This is a genomic window from Streptomyces sp. NPDC041205 (assembly GCF_055591765.1).
This window is the reverse complement of sequence record NZ_JBVIZH010000002.1, coordinates 693,009-714,148: the sequence shown is the minus strand read 5'-3', so window position 1 is coordinate 714,148 and position 21,140 is coordinate 693,009. Positions and strand designations below refer to the sequence as shown.

Sequence of the window (21,140 nt, the reverse complement as noted above, 5' to 3'; positions counted from 1 at the left end):
CCCCAGTCCGCACAGCCAGCCCACCCCCTAGGACCACGAACTTCCCCGCACTCGGCAACACCCCGAAGGAGAAACCCAGATGACCACCCCCACCTTCCGAGCGTCCGTCCCGGGAGCCGTCCGATGAGGGTGCTGCTGATCGGAGCCAACGGATACCTCGGTCGCTTCGTCGCCGACCGGCTGCTCGCCGACCCGGCCGTGCAACTCACCGCGCTCGGCCGGGGCGACGACTCGGACGTACGGTTCGACCTCGCCAACGGCAGCCCCGGCGCGCTCACCCGCTTCCTGGACGCCGTGCACCCGGGCGTCGTCATCAACTGCGCCGGTGCCACCCGCGGCGGCGCCCGCGAACTCACCCGGCACAACACCGTCGCCGTCGCCACCGTCTGCGAGGCCCTGCGCCGCAGCGGCTGCGGCGCCCGCCTGGTGCAGCTCGGCTGCGGCGCCGAGTACGGCCCGAGCCAGCCCGGCTCGTCGACGGCCGAGGACGCCGTCCCCCGGCCCGGCGGCCCGTACGGCGTCAGCAAGCTCGCGGCCACCGAACTCGTCCTCGGCTCCGGCCTCGACGCCGTCGTCCTGCGGGTGTTCTCGCCCGCCGGGCCCGGCACCCCCGCCGGATCACCGCTCGGCCGCCTCGCCGAGGCCATGCGCCGCGCCATGCAGTCCGGCGACGGCGAGCTCAAACTCGGCGGACTCGGCGTCCAGCGGGACTTCATCGACGTACGCGACATCGCCCGCGCCGTGCACGCCGCCTCCCTCTCCGCCGCCCAGGGCATCGTCAACATCGGCTCCGGCCGTGCCGTGCGGCTGCGGGACGCGGCCGCCGTCCTCGCGCGCGTCGCCGGGTACGGCGGCGCGCTGCACGAACTCGACCAGCCCGCCGTCCGGCCGGTCATCGGCCACCCCCGCGCCGATCCGGACCACGCGGGCCCGACCGCGTACCCCTACCCCGACGGCTGCGGCAGCTGGCAGCAGGCCGACGTGCGCACTGCGCGCGACCGGCTCGGCTGGCGGCCCCGCATCAACCTCGAAGAGTCCCTGGCCGACATCTGGATGGAGGCGGCATGCCGCATCTGAGCAGCACGGCCACCGGCGTCGCCCAGACCGACGTACGCGTCGGATTCGGCGTCCCCGGCTTCGCCCACCCCCTGCTCGCGCCCACCGAATGGGCCGAACTCACCCGCCCCGGCACCCCTTTGCACTGGGTTGTCCTGAATATCGACAACGGTCCGGGCGACCGGCCCGACCCACACGCCCTGGACGCGGCGGGACGGCTGCGGAACGCCGGGGTCCGGGTCCTCGGCCAGCTCGATGTGACCTACGGCGCACGCGGCTTCGGCGAGCTGGTCTCCGACGCCCACCGCTACCTCGACTGGTACCTCGTCGACGGCTTCTTCCTCGGCCGCTGCCCCACCGAACGCACCGCGCTCCCGGAGGTCGCGCGCACGGTCACCACCCTGCGCGCCCTGCTGCGGGACGGGTCCGACGACGGCCACATCGTGTTCGGCCACGGCACCCACCCGCACCCCGGATACGCCGACACCGCCGACCAGTTGGTGACCTTCGCCGGACCCTGGAGCGACTACCGCTGGTCGCAGGTGGCCGAGTGGACCGCCGACCACCCGCCCGAACGCTTCTGCCACCTCGTCCACGGCATGCCGCGCGGCCACCTCGACGAGGCGCTGCGCGTCGCCCGCTGGCAAGGGGCCTCGACGATCTACTTCACCGACCGCACCGACACCGGCCCGGTCGGCGACCCCTGGGAGTCGCTGCCCGGCTACTGGGACGAGATCGTCTCGCGGGTCGGACCAGGTGTCTCGGAATGAAGATGGCCATGGCAGTGTTACCAGGAGAACTGATGTCCCCCAGCCCGGCCCCGGCGGGGCCGGGGGACCCCGATCGCACTTCCGACCAACGGAGTCCCCGTGTCGCTGCCACCCCTGGTCGAGCCAGCATCCGAGCTCACCGTCGACGAGGTCCGCAGGTACTCCCGCCACCTGATCATCCCCGACGTCGGGATGGACGGGCAGAAGCGGCTGAAGAACGCCAAGGTGCTCTGTGTGGGCGCCGGCGGCCTCGGGTCACCGGCGCTGATGTACCTCGCGGCGGCGGGCGTCGGCACCCTCGGCATCGTGGAGTTCGACGAGGTCGACGAGTCGAACCTGCAGCGCCAGATCATCCACAGCCAGGCCGACATCGGCCGCTCCAAGGCCGAGTCCGCGAAGGACTCCGTCCTCGGCATCAACCCGTACGTGAATGTGATCCTCCACGAAGAGCGGCTCGAGGCCGAGAACGTGATGGACATCTTCAGCCAGTACGACCTGATCGTCGACGGCACGGACAACTTCGCCACGCGCTACCTGGTCAACGACGCGTGCGTGCTGCTGAACAAGCCCTACGTCTGGGGCTCGATCTACCGCTTCGACGGCCAGGCCTCGGTCTTCTGGTCCGAGCACGGCCCGTGCTACCGCTGCCTGTACCCGGAGCCCCCGCCCCCCGGCATGGTGCCGTCCTGCGCCGAGGGCGGCGTGCTCGGCGTGCTCTGCGCCTCCATCGGCTCCATCCAGGTCACCGAGGCGATCAAGGTCCTCACCGGCACCGGTGAGCCCCTGGTCGGCCGCCTGATGATCTACGACGCCCTGGAGATGCAGTACCGCCAGGTCAAGGTCCGCAAGGACCCGAACTGCGCGGTCTGCGGCGAGAACCCCACCGTCACCGAGCTCATCGACTACGAGGCCTTCTGCGGCGTCGTCTCCGAGGAGGCCCAGGAGGCAGCCGCCGGTTCGACGATCACTCCCAAGCAGCTCAAGGAGTGGATCGACGCCGACGAGAAGATCGAGATCATCGACGTCCGCGAGCCGAACGAGTACGAGATCGTCTCCATCCCGGGCGCCAAGCTGATCCCGAAGAACGAGTTCCTCATGGGCACCGCCCTGGAGACGCTGCCGCAGGACAAGAAGATCGTCTTGCACTGCAAGACGGGTGTCCGCAGTGCGGAAGTCCTCGCCGTGCTCAAGTCCGCGGGCTTCGCGGACGCGGTGCACGTCGGCGGCGGCGTGATCGGCTGGGTCAACCAGATCGAGCCCGAGAAGCCGGTGTACTAGCCGGTCGGAGCAGATCTCCGCAGATCCCCGGGCCCCGCTCACCCTCCGGTGGGCGGGGCTTTCGGCTGCCGGGCCTCAGGACTCGCAGACCTTGTTGTCGTCCGGGACCTTGCCGTCGAGCAGGTAGTCGTTGACCGTGCCGTCCACGCAGTCGCTGCCGTTGCCGTACGCCCCGTGGCCCTCGCCCTTCCAGGTCAGGTGCACGCCGACGCCCTTGCCCAGCTCGTCCGCCATCTTCCGCGCGCCCTCGTACGGCGTCGCGGGGTCGCCGGTGTTGCCGACGACCAGGACGGGGTCGGCGCCGGGGGCGCTCACCTCGGGGCTGTCGTGCAGCCCGGCCACCGGCCAGTCGTGGCACCAGCCCGCCGTGTCCCAGCCCATGAACGTGCCGAACAGCGGGGATATCTCGCGGAACCGGTCGAGCCCGGCCTTCGCCTGCTCCGGCGTCGGCCGCTCCTTGCCGTCCCGGCAGGAGATCGCGCGCTGCGAATGGCTCTGGGTGCTGTAACGCCCGGACGCGTCCCGTTCGTTGTACGCGTCCGCCAACTGCAGCAGGGCCGTGCCGTTGCCCTTCTCCGCCTCCTCCAGGGCGTTGGTCAGCGCGGGCCAGGTCTGCTTGCTGTACAGCGTCACCGTGATGCCGGTCGTCGCCAGGGACTCGCTGAGCTTGCGCCCGGGGGTGTCCGTGCGCAGCGGCTTCGCGTCGATGCGGCGCAGCAGGTCGACGATCTTCTTCGTGCCGGCCTTCGGGTCCTGGCCGTTGGCCTTCAGGTAGTTGTCGAGGGCGCGCTGGAAGCCGCGGGCCTGGTTCTCGGCGTGACCCACCGTGCCCGCCGTCGGGTCCACCACCGCGTCGAGCGTGAGGCGGCCGACCTTCTTGGGGAACAAGTGGGCGTACGTACCACCGAGTTCGGTGCCGTACGAGATGCCGAAGTAGTGCAGCTTGGCGTCGCCGAGGACCTGGCGCATCACGTCCATGTCGCGGGCGGCCTCGGCCGTGGAGACATGCGGGAGCAGCTTCTTCGCGGAGCGCGCGCAGCCCGCGCCGAAGTCCGCGGCGTCCTTGAAGTACGCCCTCTCCTCGGCCGGGGTGTCCGGGGTGAGGTCGGTCCGCTCCGCGGCCTGCGTCTCCTTGTCGCTGCGGCAGCGCACGCCCTCGCTGGCGCCCACTCCGCGCGGGTCGAAGCTCACCAGGTCGTATCGCTCGCGCAGCTTGCCGTACGAGTCGGCGAAGGACGGCAGCATGGAGACACCGGAGCCGCCCGGTCCGCCGAAGTTGAACAGGAGCGAGCCGATGCGGTCGCCCTCGCCGGTGGACTTGGCGCGGATCAGCGCGACGCCGATGGTCTCGCCGTCCGGCTTCTCGTAGTCGAGGGGGACCTTGAGGGTCGCGCACTGCCAATCGTCGCCCGGCGCGGGGTCGCTGCCCGAGGCCTTGCAGCCGCCCCAGTCGAGCTTCTGCGTCGTGACGGCGGCGGGCAGCGTGGAGGAGGGGTCGGGGCGCGGCGCCGGATCGGCCCTCGTGGGCCCCGGCCGCTTCCCGTCGGACCCGTCCTTGTCGTCGTCGGAGGAGCCACCGCATCCCACGGCGAGCCCGGCCACCAGAACACCTGCGGCGGCCAGAGCTGCTGACCGTACGAAACGCGGCATGACGCTTCCCCCCTTGGAAGGCAGTCAGGCCATAGTAGGCACGGCCGCTGACAGGGGCCCCGGCGGGCGGTCAGGAGCAGACCGTGCCCGCCTTCGGCACCGTGCCGTTCAGCAGATAGCCGTCCACGGCTCCCCGCACGCACTTGTTCTTGCTGTCGTACGCCCCGTGGCCCTGGCCCTTGTACGTCAGCTCGACGCCGACGCCCTCGCCGAGGGAGTCGGCCATCTTGCGCGCGCCCTCGTACGGCGTGGCCGGGTCGCCGGTGTTGCCGATGACGAGGACGGGCGCGGCGCCCGAGGCGCTCACGTCCGGGTGGTCGGCCGCGCCGTCGACCGCCCAGCCGGAGCAGTTGACCATGCCCCAGGCCAGATAGTCGCCGAACAAGGGCGAGGCCTTACGGAAGTCGGGGAGCCTCTTCTCGACGTCCTCGGGGCTGTAGCGCGGCTTGTCGTCGGCGCAGTTGATGGCGACGTTCGCGGCCTGGATGTTGCTGTACTCGCCGTTCTCGCTGCGCCCGTTCATCGAGTCGGACAGGGCCATCAGGATCTTGCCGTCGCCGTCGTAGGCGTCCTCCAGGCCCTGGGTGAGATAGGGCCAGAAGTCCTTGGAGTACAGGGCCTGCGCGATGCCGTTCGTCGCCGCGGTCTGGGTCAGTTCGCGCGGCGGCAGGGCGGGCAGCGGCTTGCTGTCGAGGTCCTTCAGGAGCTTCGCGATGCGGTCCTTGACGTCCTGCTCGTCGTCTCCGACGGGGCAGTCGTCGACCTTCGACGCGCAGTCCTCGGCGAAGTTGTCGAGCGCCCGCTGGAAGCCCTTGGCCTGCCCGAGCGAGCCCTGTTCCGGTGTCTCCGTGGGATCGACGACCGCGTCGAACACCGCGCGGCCCACGTTCTTGGGGAACAAGTGGGCGTACACACCGCCGAGTTCGGTGCCGTAGGAGATGCCGAAGTAGTACAACTTGTCGTCGCCGAGCACCTGGCGCATCAGGTCCATGTCGCGGGCCGCGTCGGTGGTGCGCACATGGGGGAGAACCTTCTTGGAGTTCTTCTCGCACGCCCCGTTGAAGCTCTTGACGTTGTCCATGAGCTTCTTGCGCTCGGCGTCGTCGTCGGGAGTCGCGTCCTGCTGGTAGTACGCGTCGAGCTGCTCGTCGTCCTCGCACTTCACGCCCTCGCTGCGGCCGACGCCGCGCGGGTCGAAGCTCACCAGGTCGTAGCGGGTGCGCAGCTTCGCGTAGTCCGTGCCGAAGGCGGGCAGCGTGGTGACGCCCGAGCCGCCGGGGCCGCCGAAGTTGAAGATGAGCGAGCCGACGCGCTGGTCCTCGTCGCCGCTCGCCTTCGCCCGGATCAGCGCGATGTCGACGGTGTCGCCCTTGGGCTCGTCCCAGTCGAGCGGCGCCTCCATGGTGGCGCACTGCCACTCGGCGCCGCCGGGCAGCGGCGAGGGCGCCTCCCCGCCGCCCTCCGCGGCGGACGGGGCCGGGCAGTCCTTCCAGCTGAGCTTCTGGTCCGGCAGGGCCACGTCCGAGGAGTCGGAGTCGGAGTCGCCGCACGCCGCGAGCGCGGCGGTCAGCAGGACGGCGGTGGCGGCCATGGCCTTGGCGCGCGGCGGGAGCTTGGGCATGGCTCCATCCTGCGGGGGCGGCGGCCCCGCCGCTCGGGGCACGGGCCGTGCGGGTGACCTGCTCCGCGTACCCGTGCGCGCGTCCGCTCCGCGGGCCCGTGCCTACAACAGGCCCTTACGGGTGAGATGGTTGAAGAACAGCCACCCGGGGAGCACCGGCAGCCACAGCGTGAGCAGTCGGTACAGGAGCACGGCGGGCGCCGCCACGTCCTTCGGTACGCCCACCGCGATCAGACCGAACGTCAGGGTCGCCTCGACCGCGCCGACGCCGCCCGGGGTGGGTGCCGCCGAGCCGAGCGCGTTGCCCGCGAGGAAGACCACCGCGACGCTGGCCAGGCTCAGAGTGCCCATCTCCTCGCTGGCGAAGGCCCGCACCGAGGCGTCCAGACAGAGTACGAAGAGGAACGTCAGGAGCAGCATGCCGCCGATGCCGGTGAGCAGCTTCTGCGGCCGCTGCAGGACGTCGAGCATGCGCGGCACGACACCCGCGAACAGCGACCGCACGCGCGTGACGACGAACTTCCGCAGGAACGGGATGGCGGTCACCACGAGGACGAGCACCGCGACCGTCAGCAGGCCCGCGATGACCGTACGGGACGGTGTCAGCGTCGGCGTCTTCTGCGTGCCGGTGACGTACCCGAAGATCAGAAGCAGCAGGATGTGCGAGCCGAGGCCGAAGAGCTGCGAGGCGCCGACGCTCGCCACCGCGAGCCCCGAGCGCACTCCCGAGCGCTGGAGGAAGCGGGTGTTGAGCGCCACGCCGCCCACCGCCGCGGGCGCCACGATCTTCACGAACGACCCGGCGACCTGCGCGGACACGGCCCGCAGGAACGGCACCCGCTCCGGCACGAAGCCCAGCAGGCTCATCGCCGCGGCGAAGTAGCTGAGCGCCGAGAACGCCACTGCGGCGGCGACCCAGCCCCACTCGGCCTCTCCGAAGATGGTGCCGAAGTCGATGTGCGTGAGCTGCGACAGCAGGAAGTACGCGCCGAAGGCACCGGCGATGAAGCTGATCAGCGTGCGCGGCCTGATCCGTTCCAGCTGCGCCGGTTCCACGGGGGCCGTCGGCCGGATCAGCAGCACCTGATGGCGGATCTGGGTGAGCAGGTCCTCCTCGCGGGCCTGTTCGAGGGCCTCGTCTATGGCCTGCTTCTCGGCCTGCTTCTCCGCGCGCAGGGACTTGCGGGCGGCGGCCGTCTCGGACTTGCGGGCGGTCGCCGGGTCCGCGGTGCGGGCGGTGACTGTCTCCGTCTTGCGGGCGGTCGCCGGGTCCGCGGTGCGGGCGGCGATCGGGTCCGTCTTGCGGATGGAGATGGGATCGTCGGGGCGCGTGGTGGCGGGGTTGGGGGCGGTGGCGGCCTCGGGGACCCCAGATTCCTCCGCTGCCGCTGCCGCTGCCGCTTCCGTGCTCTCGGCCTCCGTGCTCTCGGCCTCCGTGCGGGCGGCCTTCGCCTTGCGCGAGGCCTCCAGGACGGCGTCCCGCTCCCGCTGGGCGCGCTCGCGGGCCCGCTTGCGCAGCGTCCCGCGCGTGGAGCGGGTCAGCGCGATCGGCTGGAGCAGCGGCAGACAGTCCGCCACGGCGTCCGGGCCGAGGACCTCGACGGCCGTGGCGACCGCGCGCTCCGCGCCGACCCGCAGACCGAAGGCCGTCAGGAGCTGCGCGATGTCCATGCGAAGGACCAGGTCGCCGGCCGCGATCTCGCCGCCCCGCAGGTCCGTCAGGATCACCGTGCCGGAACGATCCACCAGGATCGCGTCGCCCGCGAGCCTGCGGTGCGCGATCCGGCGCGACTGGAGCGCCTTGACCTGCCGCCAGGTGTCGCACAGCAGCTCGTCGGTGAGGGCCTCGTCCGGCAGCGAGTCCAGGGAGCGGCCGCCCGTGTGCTCGTACACGAGGATGACGGCGTCCGGGCCGAGCTCGGAGGTGGCGATCAGCTTGGGCGCGTTCGCCCCGGCCGCGATCGCCGCGTACGCCAGCAAGGCCTCCTGCTCCAGGGCCTGGCGCAGCGACTGGAGGCTGCGGCGCTGGGTGATGCCGCGCAGCGTGAGCCTGCGCCACACCCGGTAGAAGAAGCCCTGCGCCTGTTGTTCGCGGTCGATGACCGTGACGTCCAGGGGCGGTCCGTCCTCCAGTGTCACGAAGTAGCGTCTGCCGCGGTTGTCCTGGTCGGAGGCGTCGCCGGACTCCTCGCGGGCCGCGCTCACCGGCCGGAAGCCGACGTGCCTGAGGCCCGCGAGCAGCGTCTGGCCGGTGGGCTGCACGTTCGGCGAGCCGACCGCGTACAGCGTGCCGTAGGCGACGGTCCAGCCGATGAGCACCGTCAGGATGATCGAGAACGGTGTCGTGTTGCCCGACACCAGCATCGTGAAGGCTTCGAGCAGCAGCACCACGAGCAGGACGACGCGCCAGCGCGGCCTGCGGGACATGCCCACGGCCGTCATGTACGCGATGACCGGCGCGAGATAGCCGTGCACCGGGTCCGTGAGGGAGTTGATGTCACCCGGCGAGGGCTGGGTGAGGGCGTCCTGGATGGACTCCGGGGCGGCCTTGGCCACCCACAGGTCGGTGGCCAGCGTCACGCCGTGCGCGAGCACGGCCGCGAGGACCCCGTCGGCGATGCGCAGCCCGTCGCGTTTGATCAGGCGCTCGATCGCGAACGCCACCGGGACGAGCAGCACCCCGATGCTCGCGGTCAGCCCCGCCAGCTTCATCAGCAGGTCCGGGGGTTCGCCCGTGCCCGCGTTGATGTCCTGCTCCAGGCCCGACGTCGTGCCGTGCGCGAACGCGGAGATCAGCAGCAGCGCGGCGATCGCCAGGATGCCGACGAGCAGCCGCATGAGGTCGGAGGGGCGGTGCACGCGCGCGGGGAGGAGGGGTTCGTCGCCCTCGACGCGCTCGGAGTGGGGGTCGTCGTCGGCTTCGGCGCAGTCGAGGTGGGCGGACTCGGTGGGCTCGGCGGGCTTGCTGCGGGACGCGTCGCCGGACGACTCGGGAGACGCGCCGTGGGGCTTCACGAGCAGCTCATCGGTGTCCGGGCGCGCCGTGTCCGCAGAGGTGCCAGCCGTCTTGTCGGAATGCACGCCCTGCTGCTCCGTCGCCTCTTCTTGATCTCGTATCACCAGTCACCGCCCGCACGATGGTGGCATGCCCCGCTGACAACGGGGGGCATCAGGGGGCAATCCGGGGGCGCGAAACGGTCACGATTTGCCACTTCGTCCCTCGTCGCACGCCCTACCGCACCCTCTGTCGTGGAGCCGTCGCCATGTCGGTGCCATGCGGCAGGATGGGCCGGATGAGCGAGGAGAGCCGACCGGAACCGGAGCGGATGGACCACCCCGACGTACCCGAGTACCCCGAGTACGCGGAACGGGTGCTTGATGTGGCGGAGCGCATTCCGCCGGGCCGGGTGATGACGTACGGAGACGTCGCCGAGTGGCTGGAGGAGGGCGGCCCGCGCCAGGTCGGCCGGGTGATGGCGCTCTACGGCGGCGCGGTGCCGTGGTGGCGTGTGGTCCGCTCGGACGGAGTGCTGCTGCCCGGACACGAACTGCGGGCCCTCGAGGCCTACCGCGCGGAGGGCACGCCGCTGCGGGAGGCGAGCCGCGCGTCCGAGCGGAGCCTGCCGCGCCTGGACATGCGCAGGGCGCGCTGGGACGGCGGCGCGGCGGACGTGGCTCCGGAGGCTCACACCTGACAGCTTCCGGCACGCGGTGGCCGGGCGGCGGCCCGGTGGCCCGTACGGGGGAAGCCACGCGCCCCGCTCATCCGCTGGCGTAGCGTCGACAGCACGCATTCACACTCACCCCGCAGCTGGCACGCAGCCGCACCTCGACCCGTACACCCACCAGGACCGGCGATCCACGTGAGCTCCCTTTCATCCGCCCGGCACGCCCGGCACCCGTCGCACCCTCGGGTACGACAGGGGACTTCGGGTGCCTATCGGCTGGTGCGTACCCCGCCGGTCCTCGCGGATCCCCCTCAGCTGGACGCACGGCAGCGCTCGGTGGTTGACCACGCGGGCGGTCCGCTGCTCGTTCTCGCAGGTCCGGGCACGGGCAAGACCACCACTCTGGTGGAGTCGGTGGCCGCGCGGGTGGCCAAGGGGACCGATCCCGAGCGCGTCCTGGTGCTCACGTTCAGCCGCCGGGCGGCGGTCGAACTGCGCGACCGCATGGCGCAGCGCATCGGCGCCGCCGACGCCCCGCAGGCCACCACGTTCCACTCGTTCTGCTACGCCCTCGTCCGCGCCCACCAGGACGCCGACCTCTTCGTGGAACCCCTGCGGCTGCTGTCAGGACCCGAGCAGGACGTGGCGGTGCGCGAACTCCTCGCGGGCCAGACCGACCTGGCGCGCGAGGGCCTGGCGCGGGTGCGCTGGCCGGACGAGTTGCGCGCCTGCCTGACCACGCGCGGCTTCGCCGACGAGGTCCGCGCGGTGCTCGCGCGCAGCCGCGAACTGGGCCTCGGTCCGGCCGCCCTGGACGCCTTCGCCCGGCGCGGCGGCAGGCCGGACTGGCGCGCGGCGGCGGCGTTCCTCGCCGAGTACCTGGACGTGCTCGACCTCCAAGGGGTGCTCGACTACGCGGAGCTGGTGCACCGCGCGGTGCTCCTTGCCCGCCGTCCGGAGGTCGCCCGGGCGCTCGCCGCCCAGTACGACGCGGTGTTCGTCGACGAGTACCAGGACACGGATCCCTCGCAGGTGCGGCTGCTGCACGCGCTCGCGGGCGGCGGGCGCGATCTCGTCGCCTTCGGAGACCCCGATCAGTCGATCTACGCCTTCCGGGGCGCCGATGTGAACGGCATCCTCCGGTTCCCGTCGGACTTCCCGCGCGCGGACGGCGCCGAGGCGCCGGTCGAGGTCCTGACGTCGTCCCGGCGATCCGGTGCGCGCCTCCTCGCGGCCACCCGCCTCATCACCGCGCGCATGCCGCTCACCCGCCTGCCCGCGGAGAAGGTGCGCGCCCACCGCGAGCTGACGGCCGCCAGGGACGGCGGCCGCGTCGACGTCCGCACGTACCCCACCGCCGGCACGGAGCTGGACAACATCGCGGACATCCTGCGCCGCGCCCACCTGGAGGACGGCGTCCCCTGGAACGAGATGGCCGTCCTCGTCCGCGCGGGCGCCCGCACCATCCCGTCCCTCCGCCGCGGCCTCACCGCGGCGGGCGTCCCCCTGGACATAGACGGCGACGACATCGCCCTGCGCCACGAGCCCGCGGTGACGGCACTCCTGACGGCACTGCGGGCTGTGGCTCGGGCGGAGTCGGGGGAGGGCGCGGGGGCGCTGGGGGAGACGGGTGAGCTCGGTGAGCCGGGGATGGGGGAGCCAGGCGGGCCGGATCAGGCGGGCGAGCGGGAGGCGGAGGCGCCAGGTCGGCCGGATGAGCCGGGGGCCATGGAATCGGCGTCCCTGGGGGCGTCGTCCGGCGGTGCGGTGTCTACGGAGTCGTCGTCCGGTGATGCGGTGCCTACGGAGTCGTCGCCCGGCGGCGCGTCGACTACGGAGTCGCGATCCGCTGAGCCGTCGCCCACGGAGTCGCGATCCACCGAGCCGTCATCCACGGCGTCACGGCCCGCAGGGCTGTCGTCCGAAGCGACGCGCGAACTCACGGAGATGTCGTCCGAAGCCGGGCCGGGGCCCGCGGAGCCGTCGCCCGAAACCGCGCCGGAGCCCTCGGAGCCGTCCTCCGAAGCCGCGCCGGAATCCACCGAGCCGTCCCCCGACGACTCCCGCGAAGCCGCCCCCACCACCTCAACCACCACCCCCACCTGGCTCGACACCGAGACCGCCCTCACCCTGCTCACCTCACCCCTCGCGGCCATGGACGCCGCCGACCTGCGGCGCCTCGGCCGGGCCCTGCGGGAGGAGGAGCGGGCCGCGGGCAACCACCTCCCGCCGCCCTCCGACGAACTCCTCGCCCGCGCCCTCGCCGAGCCGGAGCGGCTGATAGCGCACGACCCCTCGTACGCGAAGGGGGCCCAGCGCCTCGGCGAGCTCCTGAGCCGGGCCAGGAAGCGTCTCGCGGACGGCGGCACCGCCGAGCAGGCGCTGTGGGACCTGTGGGACGGCACGCCCTGGCCGCGGCGCCTGGAGCGCGCCGCGCGGCGCGGCGGCGCGGCGGGCCGCAACGCCGACAGGGACCTCGACGCGGTGTGCGCCCTGTTCGCGACCGCGGCCCGCGCCGAGGAGCGCACCGGCGGGCGCGGCGCCCTCAACTTCCTCGACGAGATCGAGGCGCAGGACATCGCCGCGGACACCCTCACGCGCCGCGCGGCGCGCCCCGACGCCGTGCGCCTGATGACGGCACACCGCTCCAAGGGCCTGGAGTGGCGGCTCGTGGTGGTCGCGGGCGTCCAGGAAGGCCTCTGGCCCGACCTGCGCCGCCGCGGTTCCCTCCTGGAGGCCGACCGCATCGGACGCGACGGCATCGCCGAGCCCCTCACCCCCGGAGCGCTCCTCTCCGAAGAGCGCCGGTTGTTCTACGTGGCCGCCACGCGCGCACGAGAACGCCTCGTCGTCACCGCCGTCAAGGCGCCCGCCGACGACGGCGACCAGCCCTCCCGCTTCCTCACCGAACTCGGCGTCGAACCGAAGGACGTGACCGGCCGCCCGCGCCGCCCGCTGTCGGTCTCCGCGCTCGTCGCGGAGCTGCGGGCCACCACCGTCGACCCGCACGCGTCGGACGCCCTGCGCGAAGCCGCCGCCCAGCGCCTGGCCCGCCTCGCCGCGCTCAGCGACGCCGACGAGCGCCCCCTCGTGCCGTCCGCGCACCCGCACCGCTGGTGGGGCATGTTCGAGCCGACGGCGAGCGCGGTGCCCCTGCGGGACCGCGACAAGCCGGTCGCGCTCTCCGGGAGCGCGCTCGACCAGCTCGCCAACACCTGCGCCCTGCAGTGGTTCCTGGGCCGCGAGGTGAAGGCCGACGCGCCCGCGACGGCCGCCCAGGGCTTCGGCAACGTCGTGCACGTGCTGGCCGACGAGGTCGCCTCCGGGCGCACGCCCGCCGACCTCGACGTCCTCATGGAGCGCCTCGAATCCGTCTGGGACGCCCTAGTCTTCGACGCCCCCTGGAAGTCGGACCAGGAGAAGGAGCACGCGCGCGTGGCGCTCGAACGCTTCCTCCAGTGGCACGTCAGCGGCGCCCACGCGAGCCGCACCCCGGTCGCCAGTGAGCACGACTTCGACGTGACGCTCGAAGCGGGCCCCTACGAAGTACGCGTACGCGGCTCCATGGACCGCGTCGAGCGCGACGGCGAGGGCCGCGCCTACGTAGTGGACTTCAAGACCGGCAAGCAGGCCCCGAGCGCCGCCGACGTCGAGCGCCACCCCCAACTGGCCGTCTACCAGCTCGCCGTGCGCGAGGGCGCCGTGGACGACGTCTTCGAAGGCGTACGCCCCGACGTGGGCGGCGCGGAACTGGTCCAGCTGCGCCAGGGCGCCGCCAAGAAGGACGGCGGTGACGCGCTGCCGAAGGTCCAGGCCCAGGAGCCGCTGACCGGCGACTGGGTCGGCGACCTCCTCGCCACGGCGGCGGGCAAGGTCCTCGACGAGCGCTTCACGCCCGCCACCGGGCAGCACTGCACGCACTGCGCCTTCCGCGCCTCGTGCAGCGCCCGCCCGGAAGGCAAGCAGGTGGTGGAGTGACAAGGGGGCGAGTGGCCGACCTCACGTCCTGTTCGACACGCCCATAGCAGCCGCACCGGCCTTCTAGAGTCGCCGTCAAGCTGAACACCCTTCCTAGGAGACAAGAGACATGGCAGCCAACCGGAACCTTCTGGCAGCGGCAGCCGCCTGTGCCGTCGCGGTCGTCGGCATCACGGGCTGCAACGACGACGGCGACAAGGACCCCTTCAAGGGGATGAGCGCCGACAAGATTGCGCAGAAGGCCATCACCGCCTCGAAGGGCGCGGGCTCCTTCAAGGTGTCCGGAACGGGCAACGAGAACGGCAAGGCGGTCAAGGTCGACTTCTCGGTCGCCAAGTCCGAGGACTGCCAGGGCAAGACGCGCTCCGCGACGGGGGGCACCGGCGAGATCATCGTGTCCGGCGGCACCTCGTACATCAAGGGCGACGACAAGTTCTGGGAGAACGCCACGCGCGGCTCCTCCATGGGCGACAAGGTCAAGGGCCGCTGGATGAAGCTGCCTGAGGGCCAGGAGAACAGGACCTGCGACAAGGACGTCATGTTCGAGTCCACGAAGCTCAAGGGCCTCAAGCGGGAGAAGGACGCCGAGGTCGACGGCGAGAAGGTGGCCGTCCTCTCCCGGGCCAAGAACGGCAAGATCGTCACGTACTACGTCGCCATGGACGGCAAGCCGTACTTCCTGCGGATCGACAAGAAGGACAGCGACGGCCCGGCCAAGATGACCTTCAGCGACTACGGATCCCCCGTCACGGTCAAGGCCCCGCCGGCCGGTCAGGTCGTCGAGCAGAAGGACCTGATGGGTTCCTGATCCGACGGATCTCGGCGACGGCGGCCACGGACGCGGGCGGCGGCGACGGACGAACCCGTCCCGCCCCGGATGTCAGTGGCCGCCGCTAGCCTCTCTGACGTGTCTCCTCGCCTCACCGACCCCGAGCAGCTCAAAGAGCTCCTCGGCATCCCGTTCACCCCGGAGCAGACGGCCTGCATCACCGCGCCGCCCGCCCCGCAGGTGATCGTGGCCGGAGCCGGGTCGGGGAAGACGACGGTGATGGCCGCGCGCGTGGTGTGGCTGGTCGGCACCGGGCAGGTCGCCCCGGAGCAGGTGCTCGGCCTGACGTTCACGAACAAGGCGGCGGGCGAGCTCGCCGAGCGCGTCCGCAAGGCCCTCATCAAGGCAGGCGTCACCGACCCCGAGGCCGCCGACCCGGACAACCCTCCGGGCGAGCCGGTCATCTCCACGTACCACGCGTTCGCGGGCCGCCTCCTCACCGACCACGGCCTGCGCATCGGCCTGGAGCCCACCGCCCGGCTCCTCGCCGACGCCACCCGCTTCCAGCTCGCCGCCCGCGTCCTGCGCGAGGCCCCCGGCCCGTATCCCGCGCTGACCCGCTCCTTCCCCGACCTCGTCAGCGACCTGCTGACGCTCGACGGCGAGCTGGCCGAGCACCTGGTGGCACCCGACCGCCTCCGGGCGCACGACGTGGAGCTCCTTCGCACCCTCGCGGGCGCCAGGCTCACCAACGCCGACCTGCGCAAGGTCCCCGAGACGGCCACCGCCCGCCTCCAGCTCGCCGAACTCGTCGACCGGTACCGCGCGGCGAAGCGCACCCGCGACCTCCTCGACTTCGGCGACCAGATCGCCCACTCCGCGACCCTCGCCCGCACCCGCCCGGAGGTCGGCGAGATCCTGCGCGAGGAGTTCCGCGTCGTCCTCCTCGACGAGTACCAGGACACGTCGGTGGCCCAGCGCGTCCTCCTGGCGGGCCTGTTCGGCGGCGGCACCGGCCACCCCGTGACGGCGGTCGGCGACCCCTGCCAGGCGATCTACGGCTGGCGCGGCGCCTCCGTGGCCAACCTCGACGACTTCCCCGACCACTTCGCGCACGCCGACGGCCGCCCCGCCACGCGCCACGCCCTCAGCGAGAACCGCCGCAGCGGCGGCCGCCTCCTCGACCTCGCCAACGGCCTGGCCGCGCCGCTGCGCGCCCTGCACGCGGGCGTGGAGGCCCTGCGGCCCGCCCCGGGCGCCGAGCGCGACGGCGGCGTGCGCTGCGCCCTGCTGCGCACCCACAGCGAGGAGATCGCCTGGATCGCCGACTCCCTCGCCCACCTAGTGGCCACCGGCAAGGCCCCCGGGGAGATCGCCGTCCTGTGCCGCACGGCCGGGGACTTCGCCGAGATCCAGGCCGCCCTCGTCGCCCGCGACATTCCCGTCGAGGTCGTCGGCCTGTCCGGCCTGCTGCACCTGCCCGAGGTCGCCGACCTCGTCGCCGTCTGCGAAGTCCTCCAGGACCCGGGCGCCAACGCCTCCCTGGTGCGGCTCCTGACCGGCCCCCGCTGGCGGATCGGCCCGCGCGACCTCGCTCTCCTGGGCCGCCGTGCCCGCCTCCTGGTGCGGCACAGCGCCCCCGACGGCCCCGAGGACGCCGACCGGCGGCTCGCCGAGGCCGTCGAGGGCGTCGACCCGTCCGAGGTGATATCGCTCGCGGACGCGCTCGACACGTTCCTGGAGGCCCCCGGCGACGGCTCCGGAGAAGACAGGCTGCCGTTCTCCGCCGAGGCCCGGGTGCGGTTCGCGCGCCTCGCCACCGAACTGCGCGACCTGCGGCGCTCCCTGGCCGACCCGCTCCTCGACGTCCTGCACCGCGTGCTCGCCGTCACCGGCCTGGAGGTCGAGCTCTCCGCGTCCCCGCACGCCCTGGCCGCCCGCCGCCGCGAGACCCTGTCGAACTTCCTGGACATCGCCGCGTCCTTCGCCGCCAACGACCCCTCGGCCTCCCTGCTCGCCTTCCTCGGCTTCCTGCGCACCGCAGCCCAGTACGAGAAGGGCCTCGACAACGCCCTGCCCGGCGGCGAGAACACCGTCAAGGTCCTCACCGCCCACAAGTCCAAGGGCCTGGAGTGGGACGTCGTCGCCGTCCCCGGCCTGGTCACCGGCACGTTCCCGAGCACGCAGGGCCGCGAGAAGTGGACGGCCCAGGCCAAGGTCGTCCCGCACACCCTGCGCGGCGACGCCGACACGCTCCCCGACATCGGCGCGTGGGACGCCAAGGGCATGAAGGCCTTCCACGCCGAGATGAAGGACCACCAGCACACCGAGGAACTCCGCCTCGGGTACGTGACGTTCACCCGCCCCCGCAGCCTCCTGCTCGGCTCGGGCCACTGGTGGGGGCCAACCCAGAAGAAGCCCCGCGGCCCGTCCGACTTCCTCACCGCCCTGTACGACCACTGCGCCGCGGGCCACGGCGAGATCGAGGCCTGGGCGGACGAGCCGGACGAGGACGAGGAGAACCCGGCGCTGCACGAGAAGGCCGCCGACCACGCCTGGCCGCTGCCCCTCGACGCCGACTCCCTGACCCGCCGCCGCGCCGCCGCGGACACCGTCCTCGCCCACCTGGACCGCCTCGCGTCCGACGACGCCCGCTCCCACGAGGAGCCCCACCCCGCCGCAGGCGACCCCACCTCCGCGTACGCCGCCGAGCCCCCGGAGTACGCGACGGACCCGGACTGGCCGCCCCCGCCGGACGACGACGAAGACGACGCCTATGGATACGAGGCCTACGAAGACGACGCCTACGAAGACGACGCCTACGGAGGCAAGGCCCACGAAGGCGCTGCCCATGAAGACGTCGACAGCGCAGACGTCGACCACGTAGGCACGCGCCACGAACGCGCCGGTGACGAATCCGCCCACCAGACCGGCGCCGAGGACCCCTCGGAGTGGGACTCCTGGTCCACGGAGCGCCCGACGTCCAAGCACCGCCCGACGGTCACGGAGCCCCCGACCCCGCCGCACCCGAGGCACACCGCGTCCGAGGAGCCAGCCTTCGCCAGGGACGCCATCCCGCACGCCCGCGCCCCCCAGGCGCCCCCGCGCCTCACCCCGGAGGAATCCCGCACCCTCGCCTCCTGGGACCGCGACCTGGACGCCCTCACCGGCGAGCTGCTGCGTGCCCGTGAGAGCGTCCGTGACGTCCTCCTGCCGACCACGCTCACCGCCTCCCAGCTCCTTCGCCTCGCCGCCGACCCGGACGCCCTCGCGCAGGAGCTCGCGCGGCCCATGCCCCGGCCGCCGCAGCCCGCGGCCCGCCGCGGCACCCGCTTCCACGCCTGGGTGGAGGCACGCTTCGAGGAGCTGCGGCTGCCCATGCTCGGCCCGGACGAGCTGCCGGGAGGCGGCCCCGGCGAGGCGGAGATCGCGGACGAGCGCGACTTGGAGACGCTCAAGGAGGCCTTCGAGCGCACCGAGTACGCCCGTCGCACCCCCCACCGCGTCGAGTACCCCTTCCAGATCGCCCTCGCGGGCCGCGTCATCCGCGGCCGCATGGACGCCGTCTACAAGAACGGCGACGGCGACGACACCACGTACGAGATCCTCGACTGGAAGACCGGCCGCACCCAGGACGCCGACCCCCTCCAGCTCGCCGTCTACCGCCTCGCGTGGGCCGAGCAGCACGGCGTGCCGCCCGAGTCCGTGGGGGCCGCGTTCCTCTACGTACGCAGCGGCGAGACCGTCCGCCCCGCGAACCTGCCGGGCCGGGCCGAGCTGGAGCGGATGCTGCTCGGCGAGGCCGCCGCGGCCGCGGGACAGGAGGGTGACCAGTCGCACGACCGGAGCACCCCCGCGGGCCGATAGGCTCGTGGCCATGAGCAAGACCGTCAACAGCTCTGACAGTGTCGTCAGCGCCGTCCGGGCGTACCTGGACGACCACCGCGCCGCCTTCCTCGACGACCTCGCCGAGTGGCTGCGCGTCCCGTCCGTGTCGGCACAGCCCGACCACGCGCCCGACGTGCGCCGCAGCGCCGACTGGCTCGCCGCGCGGCTCGCCTCGACCGGCTTCCCGACGGTCGAGGTGTGGGAGACGGCCGACGCCCCCGCGGTGTTCGCCGAGTGGCCCTCCGGAGACCCGGACGCACCCACCGTCCTCGTCTACGGCCACCACGACGTGCAGCCCGCCGCCATCGAGGACGGCTGGGACACCGACCCCTTCGAGCCCGTCGTCCGCGACAACCGCCTCTACGCGCGCGGGGCCGCCGACGACAAAGGCCAGGTCTTCTTCCACACCCTCGGCGTCCGCGCCCACCTCGCCGTCACCGGCCGCAGCACGCCCGCGGTGAACCTGAAGCTGCTCGTCGAGGGCGAGGAGGAGTCCGGCTCCCCGAACTTCCGCGCCCTGGTCGAGGAGCGCGCCGAGCGCCTCGCCGCCGACGCGGTGATCGTCTCCGACACCGGCATGTGGTCGAAGGACACCCCCACGGTGTGCACGGGCATGCGGGGCCTCGCCGAGTGCGAGATCGAGCTGTCGGGGCCCGACCAGGACATCCACTCCGGCTCCTTCGGCGGCGCCGTGCCCAACCCGGCGACGGCCGCCGCCCGCCTCGTGGCCGCCCTGCACGACGAGCACGCGCGCGTGGCGGTGCCCGGCTTCTACGAAGGCATCGTCGAGCTGACCGACCGCGAGCGCGAGCTCTTCGCCGAGCTGCCGTTCGACGAGGCCGAGTGGCTGCGTACGGCCAAGTCGCACGCGCCCCACGGAGAGGCCGGACACAGCACCCTGGAGCGCATCTGGGCCCGTCCGACCGCCGAGGTCAACGGCATCGGCGGGGGCTACCAAGGCCCCGGCGGCAAGACGATCATCCCGTCCAGCGCCTTCCTGAAGCTCTCCTTCCGGCTGGTCGCGGGCCAGGACCCGGAGCGAGTCGAGAAGCTCGTCCGCGCGTGGGTGGCCGACCAACTGCCCGACGGCATCGGGCACACCATCACCTTCAGCGGCGCCACGCGCCCGTGCCTGACGCCGCTGGACCACCCGGCGCTGCAGTCCGTCGTCCGCGCCATGGGCCGTGCCTTCGAGCAGGACATCCGCTTCACCCGGGAGGGCGGCTCGGGACCCGCAGCCGACCTCCAGGACGTCCTCGGGGCGCCCGTGCTGTTCCTCGGCATCTCCATTCCCTCGGACGGCTGGCACGCGCCGAACGAGAAGGTCGAGCTCGACCTGCTCCTCAAGGGCGCCGAGACGAGTGCCTACCTGTGGGGCGACCTCGCGGAGCACTGGCGCGGCGCCCACTGAACCGGCGAAAGGCGTCGCGCACCGCGACGCACACTGAAGAGACCCGCTCGCTGAACCACCCATTCCACCGGGGGAGTTGGAAGCACCAGTGACCACCTGGACCGACCGCGCAGCTGACCGTCCCGTCTCGCTCACCGCGCCGAGCGGCATCGACCGCGCGGCGCACCACCGTCTCGACGAGGCCTGGCTCGCCGCCGCGTGGAGCCACCCGTCGACGCGGGTCTTCGTGGTGTCCGGCGGCCAGGTGCTCATCGACGAAACCCCCGACGGCCGCACGGAACTCGTGATGACCCCGTCGTTCGAGGCGCCCCTCACCGAGGCGCACCGCTACTTCCTGGGGACCGACGACGACGGCGTGAGCTACTTCGCGCTCCAGAAGGACTCGCTGCCCGGGCGCATGGACGCGTCCGCGCGCGCGGCCGGGCTGCGCGAGGCGGGACTGCTGCTCTCCCCACGCGACGCGGGCCTGATGGTGCACGCCGTGGCCCTGGAGAACTGGCAGCGCATGCACCGCTTCTGCTCGCGCTGCGGCGAGCGCACGGTCATCGCGGCGGCCGGCCACATCCGCCGCTGCCAGGCCTGCGGCGCCGAGCACTACCCGCGCACCGACCCGGCCGTGATCATGCTGGTGACCGATCATGAGGACCGGGCGCTCCTCGGCCGCCAGGTGCACTGGCCCGAGGGCCGCTTCTCGACCCTCGCGGGCTTCGTGGAGCCGGGCGAGTCGATCGAGCAGTCCGTGCGCCGCGAGGTCTTCGAGGAGGCGGGCGTCACGGTCGGCGACGTCGAGTACGTCGCGAGCCAGCCCTGGCCGTTCCCCTCCAGCCTGATGCTGGGCTTCATGGCGAGCGCCACGTCCTCGGAGATCAACGTCGACGGCGAGGAGATCCACGAGGCGCGCTGGTTCTCCCGCGACGACCTGCGGGCCGCCTTCGAGTCCGGGGAGGTCCTGCCTCCCTACGGCATCTCGATTGCGGCCCGCTTGATCGAGCTCTGGTACGGCAAGCCCCTGCCGAGGCCCGGCACGCTCGGCTGAGCCGGGCGCGCCGAC

12 protein-coding genes are annotated in these 21,140 nt (G+C 72.7%); 9 read left to right on the top strand and 3 right to left on the bottom strand.

The window, feature by feature from the left end; all coding sequences use genetic code 11:
• Nucleotides 1–123 precede the first annotated feature (123 nt).
• From ACZ6BG_RS10150 to moeZ, 3 genes are all read left to right on the top strand, one after another.
• A complete protein-coding gene (locus ACZ6BG_RS10150; protein ID WP_468451524.1) occupies nt 124–1,077 on the top strand; it encodes an NAD-dependent epimerase/dehydratase family protein in 954 nt (317 codons plus the stop codon).
• A complete protein-coding gene (locus ACZ6BG_RS10145; RefSeq protein WP_468999363.1) occupies nt 1,065–1,826 on the top strand; it encodes a spherulation-specific family 4 protein in 762 nt (253 codons plus the stop codon). The genes ACZ6BG_RS10150 and ACZ6BG_RS10145 overlap by 13 nt, the downstream gene beginning before the upstream one ends.
• Before the next feature lie 99 nt (nt 1,827–1,925).
• The gene (moeZ, locus tag ACZ6BG_RS10140; protein WP_468999360.1) at nt 1,926–3,104 is read left to right on the top strand and encodes an adenylyltransferase/sulfurtransferase MoeZ; all 1,179 of its coding nucleotides are present in this window, start codon (nt 1,926–1,928) and stop codon (nt 3,102–3,104) included.
• A 75-nt stretch (nt 3,105–3,179) separates the two neighbouring features.
• Here moeZ and ACZ6BG_RS10135 read toward each other — a convergent pair whose 3' ends face one another.
• The 3 genes from ACZ6BG_RS10135 to ACZ6BG_RS10125 form a co-directional block, all read right to left on the bottom strand.
• Nucleotides 3,180–4,754: an alpha/beta hydrolase gene (locus tag ACZ6BG_RS10135; RefSeq protein ID WP_468999357.1), complete on the bottom strand. Its 1,575-nt coding sequence runs from the start codon at nt 4,752–4,754 to the stop codon at nt 3,180–3,182.
• A 70-nt stretch (nt 4,755–4,824) separates the two neighbouring features.
• Nucleotides 4,825–6,375 carry an alpha/beta hydrolase gene (locus ACZ6BG_RS10130; protein ID WP_468999354.1) on the bottom strand — a complete coding sequence of 517 codons (1,551 nt, stop codon included), beginning with the start codon at nt 6,373–6,375 and terminating at the stop codon, nt 4,825–4,827.
• A 102-nt stretch (nt 6,376–6,477) separates the two neighbouring features.
• A complete protein-coding gene (locus tag ACZ6BG_RS10125; RefSeq protein ID WP_468999350.1) occupies nt 6,478–9,495 on the bottom strand; it encodes a lysylphosphatidylglycerol synthase transmembrane domain-containing protein in 3,018 nt (1,005 codons plus the stop codon).
• Nucleotides 9,496–9,668: 173 nt separating this feature from the next.
• Between ACZ6BG_RS10125 and ACZ6BG_RS10120 the strand changes: the two genes are divergently transcribed.
• From ACZ6BG_RS10120 to nudC, 6 genes are all read left to right on the top strand, one after another.
• Nucleotides 9,669–10,070, top strand: a complete 402-nt coding sequence (locus ACZ6BG_RS10120) for an MGMT family protein (protein ID WP_468999346.1) — start codon at nt 9,669–9,671, stop codon at nt 10,068–10,070.
• A 249-nt stretch (nt 10,071–10,319) separates the two neighbouring features.
• Nucleotides 10,320–14,021 carry an ATP-dependent helicase gene (locus tag ACZ6BG_RS10115; RefSeq protein ID WP_469000182.1) on the top strand — a complete coding sequence of 1,234 codons (3,702 nt, stop codon included), beginning with the start codon at nt 10,320–10,322 and terminating at the stop codon, nt 14,019–14,021.
• 109 nt (nt 14,022–14,130) lie between these two features.
• Nucleotides 14,131–14,829 (top strand): hypothetical protein, encoded by a 699-nt coding sequence (locus ACZ6BG_RS10110; protein ID WP_468999342.1) that lies wholly within the window; start codon nt 14,131–14,133, stop codon nt 14,827–14,829.
• A gap of 99 nt (nt 14,830–14,928) precedes the next feature.
• Nucleotides 14,929–18,657, top strand: coding sequence for a UvrD-helicase domain-containing protein (locus ACZ6BG_RS10105; RefSeq protein WP_468999338.1), 3,729 nt, complete (start codon nt 14,929–14,931; stop codon nt 18,655–18,657).
• A gap of 10 nt (nt 18,658–18,667) precedes the next feature.
• On the top strand, nt 18,668–20,089 hold the full coding sequence (locus ACZ6BG_RS10100) for a dipeptidase (protein WP_468999334.1): 1,422 nt from the start codon (nt 18,668–18,670) through the stop codon (nt 20,087–20,089).
• Between the two features lie 88 nt (nt 20,090–20,177).
• Complete coding sequence (nudC, locus tag ACZ6BG_RS10095; protein ID WP_468999332.1) at nt 20,178–21,125, top strand: NAD(+) diphosphatase; 948 nt, start codon at nt 20,178–20,180, stop codon at nt 21,123–21,125.
• The last annotated feature ends 15 nt before the right edge of the window (nt 21,126–21,140 follow it).

Bases quoted from the DNA above. Each gene is read 5' to 3' on its own strand.
- ACZ6BG_RS10120 (WP_468999346.1), top strand. From the start codon at position 9,669: ATGAGCGAGGAGAGCCGACCGGAACCGGAGCGGATGGACCACCCCGAC.
- ACZ6BG_RS10110 (WP_468999342.1), top strand. From the start codon at position 14,131: ATGGCAGCCAACCGGAACCTTCTGGCAGCGGCAGCCGCCTGTGCCGTC.
- ACZ6BG_RS10145 (WP_468999363.1), top strand. From the start codon at position 1,065: ATGCCGCATCTGAGCAGCACGGCCACCGGCGTCGCCCAGACCGACGTA.
- ACZ6BG_RS10130 (WP_468999354.1), bottom strand. From the start codon at position 6,375: ATGCCCAAGCTCCCGCCGCGCGCCAAGGCCATGGCCGCCACCGCCGTC.
- ACZ6BG_RS10135 (WP_468999357.1), bottom strand. From the start codon at position 4,754: ATGCCGCGTTTCGTACGGTCAGCAGCTCTGGCCGCCGCAGGTGTTCTG.
- ACZ6BG_RS10150 (WP_468451524.1), top strand. From the start codon at position 124: ATGAGGGTGCTGCTGATCGGAGCCAACGGATACCTCGGTCGCTTCGTC.
- ACZ6BG_RS10100 (WP_468999334.1), top strand. From the start codon at position 18,668: ATGAGCAAGACCGTCAACAGCTCTGACAGTGTCGTCAGCGCCGTCCGG.